Origin of the sequence: Meiothermus hypogaeus (assembly GCF_003574035.1) — a bacterium.
Taxonomy (GTDB): Bacteria; Deinococcota; Deinococci; order Deinococcales; family Thermaceae; genus Meiothermus; species Meiothermus hypogaeus.
This window is the reverse complement of record NZ_QWKY01000013.1, coordinates 1-18,280: the sequence shown is the minus strand read 5'-3', so window position 1 is coordinate 18,280 and position 18,280 is coordinate 1. Positions and strand designations below refer to the sequence as shown.

The window sequence follows — 18,280 nt, the reverse complement described above, 5'->3', positions numbered from 1 at the left end:
GTTAGGGGTATTTTACCCTGTTCGTCCCATAATCCAAATAGTGGCCTACGAGCCCCCGCGCACCGCTCTATCGAGGTCGGGTCTGGCTTCGCGCACCGCCAGCGAGAGGGTCAGGGCCGGAATCAGCAACAATCCCAGCACGCTCAAGCTCTCCAGCACCCCAAAGCGCTCAATGATGGGCCCCACCGCCCCGTAGAGTAGCCCGGCAAACCCCCAGGTGAAGCCCATCAAAAGCCCCGAAACCGTAGCCATCTGGCGCGGTTCATGCTCCTGGGCCATCGTGACTGCCACCGGCACGCCCGCGTTCATCAGGGCGCCCGTAACGGCCAGCAAGGCCACGTAAAACCAGTTTTCTGGGGGCACCACCAGCAAGGCGATGTAAAGGGGAATTGCAAAAAGCATGGTGCTTACCAGCACGTTGCGCCGCCCCAGCCGATCCGACAAGGTTCCACCCAAAAAAGCGCCAACGGTGGCTGAAATGCTGTAGATAGAAAGCGTCAGGGCCACCTGAGCATCGGAGATACCCCGCTGAGCAAACCAGAAGGGGATGGTGGTCGAGAAGCTCATGAACACAACGCTGCGGAGGGTCGAGACCGCCCACAAACGGGCCACATGGCCGCGAAACACCCGCTGCAAGTCACTAAAGCTCGAGGGTTTGGTTTGCAGTCGAGTGGGGGGTGCCTGGCGCAGCAGCAAAAAAGCAGGCACCAGGGCCAGGGGAATGAGCCAGGCCAGGGTTTGCAATCCCCCCTGGTTTACTGCGGTGAGCGACACAATGGGTCCCAGCGAGATGCCCACGTAGCCCCCCGTGCCAAAGAAGCTCATCCAGAAGCCGCGCCGGGCAGGGTCGGCATACTGTCCTACCAGGGCGGCCCCCGCCGAGTGAAACAAAGCCGAACCCAGCCCCGACAAAGCCAGCACCACCCCCGCCACCCAGAGGTTTGGGAAAAACCCCAGCAGCCCACCCCCCAAAGCCATTAACAATGGCCCCAATGCAGCCAAAACGCGGCGATCATAACGGTCAGCCACCAGCCCGGCCAGGGGTTGCAGTAAGCTGCCGGTGAGGGATTGCAAGGCCACCAAAAGCGAAACCGCCCCGTAGCTCACGCCAAAAGCCGTCTGGAGTTTGGGCAGCAGGGGGGTCAGAAATGCACCGAATAAGTCGTTGGTGGCGTGAAGCCAGGAGAGCAAAAAGGGCAGCACCCCAAGAGCATACGCTGACTGGCGGGTCAGGAAAAGCGACCTGAGAATCAAAGACCTCCTGGTGTACTGTCACAGGTCGCACGCCCCAGGTCTCAGGTCAAAAATTGGCTCAGGGCTGAGGTTTATACGCTCGAGCGGGGCTCAGGGCCAGAGTCAATCAAACCGTGAGACAGCACAGGTGTGACGGCATAGGCGTTGACCACTGTGCATCAAACATGCTGCTTATTTTTTTGGCTATCAGCCGCCGACCATAAGCTATCGGCCCGTTTTCAGGTTGCCTGTCTCAGATTGTCCAGCACCTCCCAGTCCCCCGGTTCCACCCCATACAGCAGGGCCAGATAGTAGCTGGCCCAGGCCACGCGGTACCAGTAGCACAGGGCTTTGGCCAGGGTGCCTTCGGCTTCGGGCTCGGGGAGTTCGATCAGGGTGTCTACACGGTTTTCCAGAATTTCCTGGGCGTAGCGCTTGCGCTCATCGTCGCCTACCAGCACGGCGGCGATGGGGTCACCCTGCTCGTGGCGGGCCTCGAGGCCCGTTACAAAGAACTCCAGCGCCGAGGGGGGAGGGGTAAACGAAAGGCTTTTACCAATGCGGCTAAAGATTTGTTGCAGGGCCTGGCTCAGGCCCGGATAACGCTCGGGAACCACCCACATGGGGGTACGTTCCAGCAGGGAGTAGGCCAGAAACTTGGCCGGGTTTTTGCTCAGGCCCACCTCGGGGCGCAGGCGCTCACGCTCCAGGAGCAATGCCTGGTCTACGCGGGCTAGCTCGGCTTGCTGACCCGTGGCCAGCAACAAAAAACGTAGATAGCGATAGCTGGCGAGGGGATGGGCCAACACCTCCACCTCGACGTTTTCCCTAAAACCCAGGCGCACAATTTCAGCACCGCTCACCGAAGCATAGAGGCCCGCGCCGGCAGCGCCGCCGAAATCGTAGCCGCCCTCGAGCACAAACTGTGTGCCTGTGGCAGTGAGCTCCTGGGCAAAGTCTTGTGCAAGCCGCGCTGCCCACCAACCCTCCCCAAACCCCACCACCCCATAAGGCGGCGCATAGCGCACCTGGGGAACTGGCCCGCTGCCCACCAAATCGCGTAAATCGAAGGCCAGGCCCAGGCGGTCGGCCAGATAGGTTTCCTGTGAATCGAGGTCGCGCATTCACTTTAGTTTACCGGCCTGTCAGACCACAAAAGGGTTTACGGGGCTTGACCCGCCGATCAAAACAGTTGCAAAGCTCGAAGCCTGCCAGCCTACACAAATACAGGCCACCGAACATAGGTCGGCCGAGAAACAGCGAGGACAGCATTTTACGCTTCACCGGCAAATAAGGTAGCCTGAGCCTCGCATGTCACCCTGGGCCGTCCTCACCGCCGCCATGACCGCCGGAACTGCGGTTTCGCTCATCGGACAGGCCTACCCCACCCTGGCCCCTTTCATCCGTGCCGATCTGGGGCTTTCCCTGGCAGCTGTGGGCCTGCTGAATACCTTTATCTACCTCGGCACCATGCTGGGCTCGCTGCCCTCGGGCTGGCTCACCGACAAGCTCGGCAGCCGCACGGTGATGATTGTCGGAACCCTGATAGGGGCCGGTCTGGCGGTTGCTGTTGCGGTGTTGGCCCGGTCCCAGTGGATGTTCATTCCACTTTTGTTCCTAGTTGGGTTGGTGGTCGCCTCGGCCACCCCGGCAGGTGCACAGGCGGTCGCCCAATCGTTTCCACCGGAGCGGCGCGGGCTGGTGATTGGGTTACGCCAGATGGCCGTTCCCCTGGGGGGCGCGCTGGCCGCCGCCATCCTGCCCGCCGTCGCCCATTTCGCCGACTGGCGCTGGGCTTCAGTGGTGGCAGCTCTACTGGCGGTTGTGGCAGCTCTGGTTGCAGCTCGACTCTACTACGAAAGCCTGCCCACCAAAGCTCCGCCCAGGGGCGCCCACCCTGCACTCACCCAGGTGCTGCGCGAACGCAACATCCTGCTGGCGGGCATCGCGGGCGTCACCCTGCCCACCGGGCAGTTTGTGATGATTACCTACCTGATTTTGTTCCTCAAGGAGCGGTATGGGGTCCCCGAACTCACCGGAGCCGTCCTCCTGACCGCAGCCCAGTTTGCCGGCGCGTTTAGCCGGGTGTTCTGGTCGTGGTTATCGGACAAAATGGGCGGACAGCGCAAACCCTTGTTGGTGATGATGGTGGGGCTGGCCGGCCTCTTTGCGCTGGTGCTGGCCTGGCTTCCATCTGGCACGCCACTGCTACTCAAAGCCTTGATTGTGGTGCTGTACGGCGCCACCGCCCTAGGCTGGCAAGGGCTGCATTTTTCACTCTTGACCGAACTCTCTCCCCCTGGCTGGGAAGGCCGTGTGGTAGGGTTTGGCCTGATTTTTACCTCGATTGGCATCGCCTCCGCGCCCCCCCTGTTTGGCTTGCTAGTAGATTTCAGCAACAACTACGCCCTGGGCTGGATTGCCCAGGCAGCCGTATTTGGGATTGGGGCTTTGTTGCTATCCAACATAGTGGAGCGACCCCGCAACCAGGGTTAGAGTGATTAACTGAAGGAGCACCGCGGTCTCCAAAGAGCATCACGCACTGTACAGACGTTGCCGCCGGCAAACTCGAAGCACAAGTACCCCTGTGCTAGGCTCGGCCCAAGCTTGGATACGTCAAATACGTAGACGCATTCACGTTTTCTTCAACGACAAAAACAGCAAAAAAATCAGATAGAACTCCGGCTCAATCCGAGTACGGGGTTGGATGCCGCACCCAGCGGTGTGTGCGCAGGCGGGCCATTAGCTCCTCGGGCAAGCGGGCTCCGTCACTACAAGCCACGTTGGCCTCCACGTGCCGCACCTTGCGCATTCCCGGAATAATCGTGGAAACATCCGGGTTTTGCAGGATGAAGCGCAAGGCTAGTTCGGGCAGGGTCATGCCGGGCGGAACCTCTAGCTTGAGTTTTTCTACGCGCTCGAGGGTGGGCAACAGGTTAGAGGGATGGAAGTAGCGGCTGCGCCAGTCATCCGGCGGGAAGGTGGTCTCCTGGGTCAGGGTTCCGGTCAACGAACCTTCGTCGAAGGGCACCCGGGCAATCACCGCAATATTAAGTTCGCGGCAGACCGGAAAAAGCTCGTCCTCGGGGTTCTGGTCAAAGAGGTTATAAATCACCTGTACTGCGTCAATCAGGCCCGTCCGCAGCGCCGCAATGGCGTTGGCGGGCTCCCAGCGGTTGATGCTGATCCCCCAGGCTTTGACCAGACCTTCTTCCTTTAGCTTTTGGATTTCCCGCTGCCAGCGCTTATCCAGCGCCCAATGGTCGTTCCAGACATGGAACTGCATCAAATCCAGTGAAGGCAGTCCCAGGTTTTGCAGGCTCCACTCGGTGTAGTGGCGGATGTGATCGGGCGGGTAGCACTCGTCCAGGGTGTACTCGGCCCTGGCCGGCCACTTGAAGTTTTTGGCAGGGATTTTACTGGCGGTATAAAGCTTTTGGTAGGGGTTGGCCCGCACCAAATCGCCCAGCATCCCCTCGCTTTTGCCATTGCCGTAGGCCCAGGCGGTGTCAAAGAAATTGACCCCCAGGTCTACTGCCCGCTGGAGGGCCTGGCGCACCTCGGCTTCGTCGGAGCCCGTCCAACCGGCCAAACCCCACATGCCATAGCCAATCTCCGAGACCTGCCAGCCTGTGCGTCCAAAAGTTCGGTATTGCATGAGCCCATTCTTACACGAAGTTGCCACAGGACTCCTCGAGCGCAATGCGGCCTGGAGACAAGTTGGACGGATACGCTATTCAGACCAGGTAGGTCTTGAACCAGTTCAGGGTCAGGTTCCAGGCATCCTCGGCGGCATCCTTTTTGTAGTTGGGGCCGGTATCGTTGTGGAAGGCGTGGTTGGCCCCTTCATAGATTTTGATCTGGTAGCGGATGTTGGCCGCCTTGAGGGCTGCTTCCAGGGCCGGAATTCCGGCGTTGATGCGAGCATCGTTGCCGCCATAGATGCCCAACACGGCGGCTTTGATGTTGGGGACTTTGGCCAGGTCGGGTGCGGGCCCATAGAAAGGCACCGCGGCCTTAAGTTCGGGTACCTCGGTGGCCATGCGCCAGGTTAAGCCTCCGCCAAAACAAAACCCAGTCACGCCGAGTTTATCGGTCTGTACCCCCTGGGTGGCCTTTAAGACCTTGAGGGCTTCTTGCAGGTTGGCCATGTGCTCATCCCCTCCAGCCTGGGCCAGGTAGGCAGAAATTTGAGCAGCATCGGTAATTTTGGCCGTGCCACCGATTTTGGAAACCAGATCGGGGGCCAGCGCGATGTAACCGGCTTTGGCCAGCCTGCGGACCACATCCTGGATGTGGGGCTGCAACCCCCGATTCTCGTGAATCACAATCACGCCTGGATGGGAACCCCCACCGGCAGGGCGGGCCAGGTAAGCAATCTGATCTATCTCCCGGGCCTTGTAAACAAGCTCGCGTACCTGGATGGCTGGGTCGGTAGGGCTTACCAGCGGTTGAGCTTGAGCCTGAGGGGTTTGGGCGGGGGCCTGTTGGGCCTGGGCTAGCTCGCTCAGGCTCACCCCGGTAATTCCAAGGGAAGTGAGCAGGGCTTTGGCGCCCGGGATACCCCCCCCGAGCAGCACCGTGCGGCGCAAAAACTCCCGGCGCTCGAGCTCCCCCTCCCGGTAGTCCTCGGCAAACTCCTCTACCACATAGCGGAACAGATCTTGACGAGACATGGCTTTATACCTCCCAAGCCCAGTCTCGTGGCTTTACCCGGTGCAAAGCCCTGTTCCATGCACAAATGTGAATCTCACAATACCACCCGCTATAAACAAATCCCTGCCCTCCAGGGCAGGGTCGACGGCTGATTGCCGCAACCTACCGAACCTTTAACAATTCGGCTAGTTGGGCATACAAGCGTTCTTCTTCGGGGCTTGGGCTGGTCGGAATGGTGATACGGATTTCGGCGTACTGGTCTCCCCGGCTCTTGTCCTTGCGGGGCCAGCCCTTACCCGCCAGGCGCAGCTTGCGCCCAGCCTGGGTACGTTTAGGAATGGTCATTTCGACGGGGCCATCCAGGGTCTGTACACGCACCTTACCCCCTACCACTGCAATGGGGGCCGGCACATCCACGAACGTGTAAATATCGTCGCCTTCCAGGCGCATCTCGGGCCTGGACTGCAGTTTGATGTGAAGGTACAGATCGCCCCCGGCGCGGCCCTTGCCGGCCAGGCGAATTTTCTGGCCTTCCCGCACCCCCGGCGGAATGCGCACGGTAATACGCTCGGGGCCTATGGAGATGGTTTTTTCGCCGCCTCGGTAGGCCTCCTCCAGGGCCAGGGGGAGTTCGGCTTCCAGATCGCCTCCCACCCGGCGCGGGCTTTGGCGGGTGGCCTCTGCAAACAAGTCGCCAAATCCGCCGCCACGCCCGGCAAAGTTACCAAAAAGCTGCTGGAAGAAGTCAGAAAAATCACCCACATTTCCGCTAAAGCCCCCAAACCCGCCCTGTTCTGTTGGGGGGCCTTGCCAGTGTCCGCTACCGGCGGCTGTACCGTAGGTATCGTAGAACTTGCGCTTTTCCGGGTCGGACAAGACCGTGTAGGCTTCGTTGATTTCCTTAAACTTGTCCTCAGCTCCGGGCTCTTTGCTCACGTCAGGGTGGTATTTGCGGGCCAGCTTCTTGAACGCCTTCTTGATTTCGTCTTCGGAGGCGTTTTTAGTGACCCCGAGAATTTTGTAGTAATCCTTGTAGGCCATAGCAAGCTTAGAGTCGAGCGAAGAGGACAGAGGGCCTTAGTTCTTCTCGCTCTCTGCACTTTGCTCGCTGCTCTCTGCCTCCTTTACTCCGTTTCCCACCACCACCCGTGCAGGCCGCACCAGCAAGTCGCCATACCTGAAGCCCTGCTGGTACACGTGCATTACCTTGCCGTCCTCGCCTTCGACTGCACCGATGGCCTCGTGATAGCGAGGGTCAAACTCGGCTCCCACACCCGGCACGCTCTCCACCCCCAGGCTTTTCAGGTTGCGGGTAAAGTTTTCCAGAACGGTCTTGACACCGGGGATCAGATCTTCGGGCTTAACACTGGCAAAACCCAGGGCCCGCTCGAGGTCGTCCAGCGTTCCCAAAAGCGAGCGCACTGCATCGAATTTGCCGTTGCGCTGGGCGGCTTCGAGTTCTTGTGCCATGCGCTTCTTGTAGTTTTCAAAGTCGGCGTAGAGGCGCAGGAACTTGTTTTTGGAAGCCTCGAGCTCCGCCTTCAAAAACTCCACCTCGCCGCGCAAGCGCTCCAGCTCCGGCAGTTCGTTGGACGCCTCCGATACCTCCGGGGCAGGCGATTCGGCCACGGTTTCTTTATTCTCCATACACACCTCAAAATAACCCAGAGGCTGAGGGGCCAGGGCCCCCCAACCCAGCGCGTTCAGTCCGCAGGCTTGTAGTCAGCATCAATCACATCGTCCGACTTGGGGGTGCTGCTCGAGGCTTGCGCGCTAGGGGCGGCAGCGCCCTGTTCGTAGGCTTGCAAGGCCGCCAGCAGCTCCTCGGTCGCACTGCGAAGATCGGCATCGGAGCCGTCGCTATCGACCAGGCTCTTGGCCTTGCTCACAGCAGCTTCCAGCCGGCTCTTGGCTTCCGGTGTGCTTTCCTTTTCGGTCATCACCCGCTCGGCCTGGATGCGGGCGGTGTCGAGGTTGTTCTTGAGGTCGGCGTGTTCCTTGCGCTTGCGGTCGGCCTCGGCGTTGGCCTCGGCTTCCTTCACCATGCGGTCAATTTCCTGCTCGGAGAGGGTGGTGGTGTTCTGGATGGTGATGGAGGCTTCCTTACCGGTGGACTTTTCCTTGGCCGTGGCGTGCAGGATGCCGTTGGCGTCAATGTCGAAGGTAACTTCGATTTGAGGCATACCCGCCGGCATGGGCGGGATACCGTCCAGACGGAAGCGGCCCAGGCTCTTGTTGTCGGCGGCCATGGGGCGCTCGCCCTGCAGCACATGAATCTCCACCGAGGGCTGGTTGTGTTCGGCGGTGGTGAAGATCTCCGACTTACGGGTGGGTACGGTGGTGTTGCGCGGAATCAAGACCGTGCAAACCCCACCCTTGGTCTCCACCCCCAGCGAGAGCGGGGTCACGTCCAGAAGCACTACGTCTTCTACATGGCCAGTGAGCACCCCGGCCTGCACGGCCGCCCCCAGGGCCACCACCTCGTCGGGGTTGACGCTGCGGTTGGGTTCTTTGCCCAGCATTTCCTTCACAATCTGCTGCACCGCCGGGACACGGGTCGAGCCCCCCACCAGGAGCACCTCATCAATCTGGCTGGCGTTCAAACCCGCATCGCGCAGGGCCTGCTCCACGGGGCCCCGAATCTTCTTGAGGAGGGGCTGGATGAGTTCTTCAAACTTGGCCCGGGTCAGCTTGCGCTCCAGGTGTAAGGGGGTTTTGGAAACCGGATCCAGACCGATGAAGGGCAGGCTGATGGTGGTCTCGGTGACTGCCGAGAGCTCGATTTTGGCCTTTTCGGCGGCCTCGATCAGGCGTTGCAGGGCCTGGCGGTCGGCTTTCAAGTCTACGCCACCAGACTCTTTCTTGAACTCCTCGGCCAGCCAGTTCACGATGGCGTGGTCGAAGTCGGAGCCGCCCAGGTGGGTATCGCCGGCGGTGGCCTTCACCTCGAAGACCCCCTCGCCAATCTCGAGCACCGTCACGTCGAAGGTGCCGCCACCCAGGTCGAAGACCAGCACGGTCTCGTGGCCCTTCTTGTCCAGGCCATACGCCAGCGCGGCGGCGGTGGGCTCGTTGACGATGCGCAAGACCTCGAGGCCCGCAATTTTCCCGGCGTTGGCCGTGGCCTCGCGCTGGGAGTTGTTGAAGTAAGCCGGCACGGTAATGACGGCCTTGGTAATCTTTTCGCCCAGCTTCTTGCTGGCATCGTCTACCAGCTTGCGCAGCACCATGGCCGAGATTTCCTCAGGGGTGTAGAGCTTGCCCTGGATATCTACCCGCACCCCGCCATCGGGGCCCTTGACGACCTTGTAGGGTACGCGTTTGACCTCGTCCTGCACCTCGTCCCAGCTACGCCCGATGAAGCGCTTGATCTCGAATACGGTGCCCTCGGCGTTCAGCACGGCTTGCCGCCGCGCCACCCGGCCTACGAGCTGGTCGCTGCCCTTGTACGCCACCACGCTGGGGGTGGTGCGCTCGCCTTCGGCGTTCTCCAGCACTACGGGCGTCCCGCCTTCCATGATGGCGATTACGCTGTTGGTTGTTCCTAAGTCAATTCCTACGGCTTTTGCCATATATCCTCCGCTAGCCGCACTAAGCACGGCTTACTAATCTATAGGATAGCTTTTGTTAATCATATAGTCAATAGAGTTGAGTGAGGCATTATCAAGTTTGGATTTTGAATTGTTGAAATAGGGGTCAGGAGGCCTCTAAGGCAGTACGTGATTTACGGCATTTTCCCATAACGATGGTGAAATAAGGTCTGATACCAGATTCGGTTGATTCGTTACCGAACGGTAACGAATCAACAGGGCCGAAGTTATCCGCGCAGCGGAGGGCGATACCGCCCCTTGGAAGTTATCCGCGTAGCGGAGGGCGATACCGCCCCTTGGAAGGGAGACGCTTTCTTCGCCGACCGACAGTGAAGGGCCATCGGCCCCCGGCTAGCGCCGGTACTCAAGGGAGGGGTGTGCTCTAGGATTCAAAAAGACAGCCTCTGGTGTTTTTGGTTTTGTAAACTGTCTTTTTGAATCCGGTATGAGGTGGAATAGGCGCGTATGCATGACCCCGTTACACTCGATCAGGGCATCCAACCCATCTCCCCATTCTCCGAGTTCCGTGCCAGCGCCACCGCTTTTTTGGAAAAAGTACGCTAGACTGGACGACCCATCGTGATTACCCAGCACGGGCGGAGCGTTGCCGTACTTTTGGATGTGCGGGCGGAGCGTTGCCGTACTTTTGGATGTGAGCGAAGATGCCCGGTTTGTACGATTCCCAGGCTACAAAGGCTACACAACCCAGCCTTGCGTGAGTTGATTTTTGAGCAGGAATATGGCCTGGTGTACCGAGTGCCTGCCAGTGAAGTTCATGTGCGGGCCGTGCGCATGCCCGCTACAACCTCGAGCCATAAAACCTCAAGCCCAACACCTAAACCATTCCACTCGAGTTGAGCAAGAGGGAGTAGGTGAAGGTGGCCGGGATCAGGCAAAGTTTTGACCCCGAAAAACTGCTCGATTCGACCCAAGCCTCTATATGAGCTTTCCCTGAGTCGGTATGCAAGGGATGTTGGCGCCCTAAGTTTCAAGGTACGTTTGACTACCTTTGTCGCCCGAGTAGGGTGTAACTTAAGGGGACAATGAACCGTTTGCCGTTCAACCTTTGGTTTATCTTGCTTGCTGCTATTCTGATTGCCTGGGCCTTTAGCCTGACCTCCAATCAGCAGCCCACCAATCAGGTGGCTTACACCACCTTTCTCAATGAAATTGACCAGGGCCGTGTAGCCAAAATTGCGGTGGATGGACGGCAGCTAAACGTAACCCGCCGGGAAGATAGCGACCAGTACGTCACGTATGCTCCCAGCCCCATAGACACCACCACCATCCGCGAGTGGGGCGACAAGAAAATTCAGGTCGAAATTGCCGCACCCAGGCGGGATAACCCTTTGCTGGGCTTCTTGATACCGCTGCTTTTGATTGGTCTGCTGGTGGCCATCTTTTTCTTTTTCTCCCGCAACCGAGGCCCCTCAGGCGATAACGCCTTCAGCTTTACCAAGAGCCGGGCCAAGGTGCTGACCGAAGCCCCCAAAACCAACTTCAAGGACGTGGCGGGTTGCGAGGAAGCCAAGGAGGAGCTCAAGGAGATTGTGGAGTTCCTCAAGGCTCCGGCCCGCTTCCACGAGATGGGCGCCCGCATTCCCAAAGGGGTGCTGCTGGTAGGGCCGCCCGGCTCGGGCAAGACTCATATTGCACGGGCTGTAGCGGGCGAGGCCAAGGTGCCTTTTATTGCTGCTTCGGGCTCGGACTTTGTGGAGATGTTCGTAGGGGTGGGGGCGGCCCGGGTGCGCGACCTGTTCGAGACCGCCAAGCGCCATGCACCCTGCATCATCTTTATTGATGAGATTGATGCGGTGGGCCGCCGTCGCGGGGGCGGGGTAGGGGGTGGTAACGACGAGCGCGAGCAGACCCTGAACCAACTGCTGGTAGAGCTCGACGGTTTTGAGAAAGAGACCAGCATCATCATCATGGCGGCCACCAACCGCCCCGATGTACTTGACCCGGCGCTGCTACGCCCGGGCCGCTTTGACCGGCAGGTCGCCATTGACGCACCTGATGTAAAAGGTCGCGAACAGATCCTCAAAATTCACGCCAAGGGCAAGCCGCTGGCCGAAGACGTAGACCTGGCCCTGCTGGCCAAGCGCACCCCGGGCTTTGTGGGGGCCGACCTGGAAAACCTGCTCAACGAAGCAGCCTTGCTGGCTGCCCGCGACAGCCGTAAGAAAATCACCATGAAAGATCTGGAAGAAGCCGCCGACCGGGTCATTATGGGACCGGCCAAAAAGAGCATGGTGATTACCCAAAAGGATCGCGAGGTAACCGCCTACCACGAGGCCGGGCACGCCCTGGCCGCACACTTCCTGGAGCATGCCGACAACGTGCATAAGGTGACCATTGTGCCGCGTGGGCGGGCCATGGGCTTCATGATGCCCAGCCGCCAGGACACCCTGCACTGGAGCAAGAAGCGCCTAACCGACCAGATTGCCGTTGCTTTGGCGGGTCGCGCGGCCGAAGAGCTGGTGTTTGACGATGTAACCACCGGGGCCGAGAACGACTTCCGCCAGGCCACCGACCTAGCCCGGCGCATGATTACCGAATGGGGTATGCACCCCGACTTCGGCACGGTGGCCTACCAGGTGCGCGAGGACACCTATCTGGGCGGCTACGATACCCGCCAGTACTCCGAAGACACCGCCAAGCGCATTGATGAAGCCGTACAAAAACTGTTGAAGGAACAGCACGACAAGGTTTTGCACCTGCTGACCGAGAAGAGAGATGTGCTGGAGCGCGTCACACAGGCACTCCTCGAGCGCGAGACCCTGAATGCCGAGGAGTTTGTGCGGGTGGTGGAGGGCGAGGCCCTGGAGAGCCTCGAGCCCCCCAGCGAACCGCCCAAGGACAAGGAAGAAAAAGAGCCCCCGCGTATCGTGCCCAAGATTAAGCCCAACCTGGGCGGGGCCTGAGAGCCGTGCAGATACCCTCACGGGCCGAAGCCGAGCAACTTTTACAAGCAGCCGCACAGAGCAATCCGGGCCTGTGGCCAAGTCATGTCCGCTATGTGGCTTTAGCCGCCCAGGCCATCGCGGCCCATCACCCCGAACTGGATCCCGAGGTGGCGTATGTGTTGGGGCTCTTGCACGATGTTGGCCGTGGCAAGCCGGGGCGCATCCGGCACATTGTGGAGGGGTATAACCTGCTTTGCCACCTCGGTTATCCCGATGCTGCCCGCATCTGCCTGACCCACGGCTACCCCCTCAAGACGCTGGACGCTGATGTAGACCCGCCCCATAAATGGGACCTGAGCCAGGAAGAAGTGGCTTTTGTACGGAGCTTCCTTGAACACACCCAGTACACCGAGTACGACCGCCTGATCCAGCTCTGCGACTCGCTGGCCCTCCCCACCGGGTTTTGCACCCTCGAGAAACGCCAGTTTGATATTGCCCTGCGCTATGGTGTGAGCGACTGGTCGGTGCGACGCTGGCAGGCGTATTTGGGCCTGCTCGAGCACTTCAACCAGGCCATCGGCAGGACGGTCTATAGCCTGCTGGAGGGCATTGTGGAGAACACCCTGGGGTTCAAGCCATAACAGGCATCGCCCTTTCCCCTACCGACCTTTCCGGTAAGCTAAAACCATGCGGCTGTACTGGGAACAACCCTATGCCAGCGAGTTCGAGGCCCAGGTAGTACGGGCCTGGAGCGAGGGCACAAAGCACTATGCAGTGCTGAATCAGACCCTCTTTTACCCCACCGCTGGGGGCCAGGCCTGCGATACCGGCACCCTGGACGGGGTGGCAGTGGTGGAGGTGCTCGAGGACGCCAAGGCCACCGGCCAGGTGATTCACCGGCTGGAAAGCCCCCTCTCCGAAGGGCAAACCGTGGTGGGCAAACTCGACTGGGCCCGCCGCTACCGGCACATGCAGCGCCACACTGCCGAACACATGCTGGGGCAGGCATTTTTGCGGGCTGCTGGTTGGAACGTGGTGGCGGTCAACATGCATAGCCCGGTCTGCACCATGGACTTCGACGGCGAACCCGACGAGGCCGTCGTTCGCCAGGCCGAGGCCCTGGCCAACTGGGCGGTGTATGCCAACACCCCGGTACGCACCTACTTTATCGACCACACCGAGGCCGAGACTCATGGCCTGCGCCGCAGTCCCAAGGTAACGGGCACCATCCGGGTGGTGGAAATTGAACACTGGGACAAGGTGGCCTGCGGGGGCCTGCACGTGGCCCACACCGGCGAAGCGGGCCCCATCAAAATCACCAGGCTCGAGCGCTACAAGGGCGGTACGCGCATCTACTTTGTGGCAGGTTGGGAGGCTCTGGAGCTTTTTGATCAGGAACACCGCCTGCTCGCGCGGCTGGGCGAGAAGTTTAGCTCGGGGCTTTTGGAGCTGGAAAAACCCATCGAGAACATGCGCAGCGAGTGGTACCGGGTACGGGCCGAAAATGCCGCCCTTAAGGACGAGCTGGCCGAACGCCTTATGCGCGACCTGTTGGCCGAGTTCCCCGGCCTGACCATTGCGGCAAAGGTTCCCAACTCTGTGCTGGACATGGTAGGCAAGCGCCTGGCCGAGTGGCCGGGGGTGCTGGCCCTGCTGCTTGCCGAGGCCGAGGACAAAACCCGCTATGTGCTGCTCAAGCATCCGAGCCGCAGCGAGGACTTACAGGCCCTCTGGGAGGCCGTGCTTAAGCCCCTGGGCGCCAGAGGTGGGGGGGCCTTGGTCAAGCTGGGGGTGCTGCCCCTGGCAGCCCTGCACAAGGCCCTGGAGGGCTTCCAGAAATACCTCTCCAGCCATTCGTGAATTACGATTCCAGGCTCATTTTGGGCATCATCCGGCGGAGCGGCTCCGGCAGCCACCAGTTCCACCGGCCCGCCAGTACCAGTACCGAGGGCACCAGCACCAGTCGCACCAGGGTGGCATCCAGCAAAACCGCCACCGCCAGACCCAGGCCAATGGTCTTGTTGGCCACCACCTGCCCAAATACAAAGGCCGAGAAGACAATAATCATGATCAGGGCCGCACTGGTGATTACCCCGGCGGTTCGCTCCAGGGCATAACGCACCGCCTGGGGGGTGTCCAGCCCGGCCAGGTGGGCCTCCTGAACGCGGGAGAGCAAAAAGATTTCGTAGTCCATCGAGAGGCCAAAAATTACGGCAAAGAGCAGGATGGGGAGCGAGCTATCTATGCCGCCCACATCGGTAGGCGCCCCCACCAGTCCGGCGCCCAGGCCCTTCTGGAAGATCAGGGTGATCAGGCCGTAGGCCGCCCCCACCGTGAGGGTGTTCATCAGGATGGACTTGAGGGGAATCAAGAGGCTGCGGAAGGCCACCGCTAAAAGCAGAAAAGTAGCCACAAAAACCGTCCCGATGGCTGCTGGCATGGCCCCCACCAGGGCCTGGGTGAACTCCATGGAGCCCACCGGTGCACCGCCTAGCAGCACCTGCCGGAAACCGGCATTTTTGGCTTCTTGTTTGAGCCTGGCGTACCACTCGGGGATGCTGGGCGCATGGACGGCATCGCGCGGAATAACCGTAAGGCGCAGGTAGCGGCGGTTCTGGCTCACGTACTGAGTGGAGAGGCCCACCAGCTCGGCAAAGCCACCCTGACTCGAGAGCCGCCCGGCCAGAAAAGGCGAGACTACCAGTCGCACCTCGGGCCAGGCCGAAAGGCGCTGCTCGAGGTCGCGCCAGCGGGCCCGGTTCTCCGGAGTGAAGCCTTCTTCACCCAGATCCAGGAGGATTTCAAAAGCGTCCAGGGTACCCCCGAGCCCCATCTGTCGGATCAGCTCGAGGCCCTTGCGCGACTCCACATTCGGGCCCAGTCCGAAGGCCCCGGTGTAGCCCAGCTTCATCTGAGTGGCCGGCCAGGCCAAAGCCAGGAGTAGCCCCGCCACCCCAAACGCCCACATCCAGGGACGCAGCATCACGCCCTGGGCCCAGCGGCCCCAGAAGGGGCTCACCTGAGCGCTGCTGGTGGGTTTGAAGGCCAGGCGACGCGGAGAGTTCACCCGCTCGCCTAAAAGCGAGAGGATGGCCGGCAGCAGGGTAATCGAGGCCAGTACCGTCAGGGTTATGGACATCACCCCACCCACCCCCATCGAGCGGATGAAGGTCAGGTCGGGCACCAGCATGGCCCCCATGGCAATGGCCACCACCAGCCCGCTCGAGGCCACCGTCCGCCCGGCGGTCTGGGTGGTGATGGCTGCCGCCGTCCGCGCCGAGCGCCCCGAGGCCAGCTCTTCGCGGAAGCGATTGACCATCAGCAAGGCGTAGTCAATACCTGCCCCCAGCGAAAGCATGGTAATAACCGAAAGGGCAAAGCTACTCACCTCGCCCAAATACGTAAGGAAAAACAAGCCGGCCAGGCCGGTGGTGATGGCCACCACCCCCACCATCAGGGGCAGACCGGTGGCCACCAGGGCCCCAAAGGCCAGCAAAAGCACCAGCCCGGTCAGGGGCAGGGCCATCAGTTCGCTGCGTTTGACATCGGCTTCCAGCAGGTGCAAAAAGTCTTTGGTGACAGCAGTGGCCCCGGTCACGTAAAAGCGAATCTCAGGGGTCTGAGCTGCACGGGCCGCGCGCCGCAGGGCTTTAATCACGGCCTCGCCGTTCTCGAGGCGGGTATCCAGCAAGGTAGCGGTAATCTTCCCGTCGGGGCTCTGTTGCTGCAAGGGGCTAGGCGCATCGTAGCGGTGGAGGCGCACCACGCCCTCGAGGCCCTCGATGCTGGCAATGAGTTGGTTGTAGATCTCCCGAAACCGGGGGTCGCTTTCGGGCAGGCTGGACTCGCTCACCAGCACCGTACGGTCCGTCGAGGGCAGAGCAAAGTCCTCGGCAAGTAGTTGCAACACCCTCTGGGCCTCGCTGTTTTTCACATCGCTGGCGTTGGCCGCCAGACGCCCTGGAACCATGCGAGCCGCCGGAATAGCCAGCAAAACCACCAAGAGCCAAACAAAAATAACCTGTAGCGGATATCGCGTCACGAAGCGGCCAAGACGAACAAACATAAATCAGGACAACCCCAAACTTGCTCAATATGCTCCTTCCTTCACAAGAAGACAAGAGCCGATGCCGCAATTAGGCCCTCCTATGCCTATTGCCGCAAGATCTCCCCTTATACCAGATTCGGTTGATTGGTTACCGAACGGTAGCGAGCCAACCCAACCGAATTTATCCACGTAGCGGAGGGCGATACCGCCGCCTGGAAAGGGAGACGCTTTTTTCGCCGACCGTTCGGGAGGGGTGTGCTCCAGGATTCAAAAAAAACAACCTGTAAGGTTTTTGGTTTTGTAGACTATCTTTTTGAATCCGACATTACCATCAAAGCGGATTCTTGAGCTATCCGGACAGAACCCTGATAGGAGCCTGTACCATGCTTTTTAGCGCATAAAGAAGCATACTATCAACAAGATGGACTTTTTAATTGCAGCGCTCTTACTCGGCCTGGTGGTTTATTTCCTCTTTCGGGTGCTGCGGGGAGTACTGCCCGCTCGTCTGTGGGCCCGCTTCCGCTTTAGGGGAATGCGCCTGGTGCCCCGCCAGGCAATCGAGAAATGCACCGTCTGCAAGGAGGTGCTCAACCCGACAGAAGTGGCCGCCCTGCGCCAGGGCCGGCGCAAATGTCCCGAAATGGCCCGCTGCCCTTACCAGCGCAGCCGTTGGCTGAACTAAAGGCAAACCTCGAGCGTGGTTGGGCTGATGGCCGATGGTCTATAGCCAAATAGCCAAAACAACTTCATGGCCCCCAGGCCCCCTAACGCCCATTGTAAGGGCTGTCCCTGTGGTACCTCAAAGGTCATTATCAGGTAGCTCACACTCGCCTACATTTAACCCAACCTTGAACCACATCGCTATAGAGTGAAGGGGCGTGCTTGCAGACTTGCATTGAGCGAAGGAATCTATGGGAATCGCGAAATTGGCATTGGGTTTGTTGGGTTGGGTTCTACTGGCGGGGGCTGCTGCTGCCGAAGTCAGAAACCCCTCACGGTACGTGTTTGTGGTAGATGTTTTGGCCTCGATGGTTGGGCGGGAGAATGGGCGCACGGTGATCTTCCCGCAGGTGCAACGCGAGTTGATGCACTTTGCTGAACGGGTCGCCGACGAAACCGAGGTATACCTGGTGCCCTTTAGCAAAGAGCCCCTGAGCGTGACCCGATTTGTACTGCCGCGCGAGCGCGAGGAGATGTTGCGCTTTATTCGCAGCCTGCGGGCCGAAGGCGGTTCCAGCTATATCTTTGGGAGCCTGAAGCAGGTCTATGGCGAGCTTTGCAACGAACCTCGAGCCTTCTTTCTCTTCACCGATGGCCTGGACAACTCGGCAGAACCCGCCCAGACGCCGGAGCAACAAAGCCAGTGTCCCCTTCACCTGGTGGTGCTGGCAGCACTGCCCAAAGGCTTTTCCGAAGCCTGGGCAGGATTACAACTGAGTAGCCTGGCCGGCGAACCCTCGAGGCAGCCTCAAACGAACCCTATCATTCCAGAAAAGCAGGCCTCGAGCGAAAAAAGGGCCCCGACCGAAGCATCCGGTACGCCTGCTCCAGGAGACCCACCCTCCAGCGCAGAGCCTGTCCAGGCTGGAGTACAAAAGGAATACGGCGAAGAACCAAGCCCGGAGCCCGCCCCAGCTCCTGCACCGGCCAACCCTGGAACCAGCCCAGTCTCTCCCGAGCCCCGCCCCATACCACCCACACCCCAGGCCCAGCCGCGCCCAAAACCTGCAATGCCGGCTCCATCAGCCCGATCCCCGTCAGTGCCCACCCCACCTGCCCGACCTCCGGCAGCGCCGGCTCCGTCCAGGCCAGCCCCACCAGGGAAAGCCCAAAGACCCAGCCCCCCG

At 60.4% G+C, this 18,280-nt stretch carries 14 protein-coding genes; 6 read left to right on the top strand and 8 right to left on the bottom strand.

Annotation, left to right across the window (positions count from 1 at the left end; all coding sequences use genetic code 11):
• Positions 1 to 45: 45 nt before the first annotated feature.
• Entirely contained in the window at positions 46 to 1,203 is a 1,158-nt protein-coding gene (locus tag Mhypo_RS05135) for an MFS transporter (protein WP_119340272.1), read from the bottom strand.
• Positions 1,204 to 1,472: 269 nt separating this feature from the next.
• Positions 1,473 to 2,357, bottom strand: coding sequence for an SIS domain-containing protein (locus tag Mhypo_RS05130; RefSeq protein ID WP_119340236.1), 885 nt, complete (start codon positions 2,355 to 2,357; stop codon positions 1,473 to 1,475).
• 187 nt (positions 2,358 to 2,544) lie between these two features.
• On the opposite strand from Mhypo_RS05130, the gene Mhypo_RS05125 reads away from it, so the two are divergent.
• Positions 2,545 to 3,729: an MFS transporter gene (locus Mhypo_RS05125; protein ID WP_119340235.1), complete on the top strand. Its 1,185-nt coding sequence runs from the start codon at positions 2,545 to 2,547 to the stop codon at positions 3,727 to 3,729.
• A gap of 190 nt (positions 3,730 to 3,919) precedes the next feature.
• Here the strand turns inward: Mhypo_RS05125 and Mhypo_RS05120 are convergent, their stop codons facing one another.
• The 5 genes from Mhypo_RS05120 to dnaK all read right to left on the bottom strand — a co-directional run bounded on the left by Mhypo_RS05120 (position 3,920) and on the right by dnaK (position 9,461).
• Positions 3,920 to 4,891 (bottom strand): aldo/keto reductase, encoded by a 972-nt coding sequence (locus tag Mhypo_RS05120; RefSeq protein ID WP_119340234.1) that lies wholly within the window; start codon positions 4,889 to 4,891, stop codon positions 3,920 to 3,922.
• 79 nt (positions 4,892 to 4,970) lie between these two features.
• A complete protein-coding gene (locus Mhypo_RS05115; protein WP_119340233.1) occupies positions 4,971 to 5,909 on the bottom strand; it encodes a dienelactone hydrolase family protein in 939 nt (312 codons plus the stop codon).
• 142 nt (positions 5,910 to 6,051) lie between these two features.
• On the bottom strand, positions 6,052 to 6,930 hold the full coding sequence (locus tag Mhypo_RS05110; protein ID WP_119340232.1) for a DnaJ C-terminal domain-containing protein: 879 nt from the start codon (positions 6,928 to 6,930) through the stop codon (positions 6,052 to 6,054).
• 36 nt (positions 6,931 to 6,966) lie between these two features.
• Complete coding sequence (locus Mhypo_RS05105) at positions 6,967 to 7,536, bottom strand: nucleotide exchange factor GrpE (RefSeq protein ID WP_119340231.1); 570 nt, start codon at positions 7,534 to 7,536, stop codon at positions 6,967 to 6,969.
• A 56-nt stretch (positions 7,537 to 7,592) separates the two neighbouring features.
• Positions 7,593 to 9,461 (bottom strand): molecular chaperone DnaK, encoded by a 1,869-nt coding sequence (gene dnaK / locus Mhypo_RS05100; RefSeq protein WP_119340230.1) that lies wholly within the window; start codon positions 9,459 to 9,461, stop codon positions 7,593 to 7,595.
• 1,061 nt (positions 9,462 to 10,522) lie between these two features.
• On the opposite strand from dnaK, the gene ftsH reads away from it, so the two are divergent.
• From ftsH to Mhypo_RS05085, 3 genes are read left to right on the top strand one after another with little or no spacing between them, the layout of a single operon-like run.
• Positions 10,523 to 12,403 (top strand): ATP-dependent zinc metalloprotease FtsH, encoded by a 1,881-nt coding sequence (gene ftsH / locus Mhypo_RS05095; protein WP_119340229.1) that lies wholly within the window; start codon positions 10,523 to 10,525, stop codon positions 12,401 to 12,403.
• Between the two features lie 5 nt (positions 12,404 to 12,408).
• Positions 12,409 to 13,026, top strand: coding sequence for an HD domain-containing protein (locus Mhypo_RS05090; RefSeq protein WP_119340228.1), 618 nt, complete (start codon positions 12,409 to 12,411; stop codon positions 13,024 to 13,026).
• 46 nt (positions 13,027 to 13,072) lie between these two features.
• Entirely contained in the window at positions 13,073 to 14,245 is a 1,173-nt protein-coding gene (locus Mhypo_RS05085) for an alanyl-tRNA editing protein (RefSeq protein ID WP_119340227.1), read from the top strand.
• Between the two features lies 1 nt (position 14,246).
• On the opposite strand, the gene Mhypo_RS05080 is transcribed toward Mhypo_RS05085, so the two are convergent.
• Positions 14,247 to 16,451: an MMPL family transporter gene (locus Mhypo_RS05080; protein WP_119340226.1), complete on the bottom strand. Its 2,205-nt coding sequence runs from the start codon at positions 16,449 to 16,451 to the stop codon at positions 14,247 to 14,249.
• Positions 16,452 to 16,854: 403 nt separating this feature from the next.
• On the opposite strand from Mhypo_RS05080, the gene Mhypo_RS05075 reads away from it, so the two are divergent.
• Together Mhypo_RS05075 and Mhypo_RS05070 are read left to right on the top strand one after the other, a co-directional pair.
• On the top strand, positions 16,855 to 17,115 hold the full coding sequence (locus Mhypo_RS05075; protein ID WP_119340225.1) for a hypothetical protein: 261 nt from the start codon (positions 16,855 to 16,857) through the stop codon (positions 17,113 to 17,115).
• Positions 17,116 to 17,344: 229 nt separating this feature from the next.
• Positions 17,345 to 18,280: VWA domain-containing protein (locus Mhypo_RS05070; RefSeq protein ID WP_147371340.1), on the top strand; the 936-nt coding region annotated here is incomplete at its 3' end.

Excerpts from the sequence above, each read along its gene's own strand:
- Mhypo_RS05130 (WP_119340236.1), bottom strand. The coding sequence starts at position 2,357 with ATGCGCGACCTCGATTCACAGGAAACCTATCTGGCCGACCGCCTGGGC.
- Mhypo_RS05125 (WP_119340235.1), top strand. The coding sequence starts at position 2,545 with ATGTCACCCTGGGCCGTCCTCACCGCCGCCATGACCGCCGGAACTGCG.
- Mhypo_RS05120 (WP_119340234.1), bottom strand. The coding sequence starts at position 4,891 with ATGCAATACCGAACTTTTGGACGCACAGGCTGGCAGGTCTCGGAGATT.
- Mhypo_RS05115 (WP_119340233.1), bottom strand. The coding sequence starts at position 5,909 with ATGTCTCGTCAAGATCTGTTCCGCTATGTGGTAGAGGAGTTTGCCGAG.
- Mhypo_RS05110 (WP_119340232.1), bottom strand. The coding sequence starts at position 6,930 with ATGGCCTACAAGGATTACTACAAAATTCTCGGGGTCACTAAAAACGCC.
- Mhypo_RS05105 (WP_119340231.1), bottom strand. The coding sequence starts at position 7,536 with ATGGAGAATAAAGAAACCGTGGCCGAATCGCCTGCCCCGGAGGTATCG.
- dnaK (WP_119340230.1), bottom strand. The coding sequence starts at position 9,461 with ATGGCAAAAGCCGTAGGAATTGACTTAGGAACAACCAACAGCGTAATC.
- ftsH (WP_119340229.1), top strand. The coding sequence starts at position 10,523 with ATGAACCGTTTGCCGTTCAACCTTTGGTTTATCTTGCTTGCTGCTATT.
- Mhypo_RS05085 (WP_119340227.1), top strand. The coding sequence starts at position 13,073 with ATGCGGCTGTACTGGGAACAACCCTATGCCAGCGAGTTCGAGGCCCAG.
- Mhypo_RS05080 (WP_119340226.1), bottom strand. The coding sequence starts at position 16,451 with ATGTTTGTTCGTCTTGGCCGCTTCGTGACGCGATATCCGCTACAGGTT.
- Mhypo_RS05075 (WP_119340225.1), top strand. The coding sequence starts at position 16,855 with ATGGACTTTTTAATTGCAGCGCTCTTACTCGGCCTGGTGGTTTATTTC.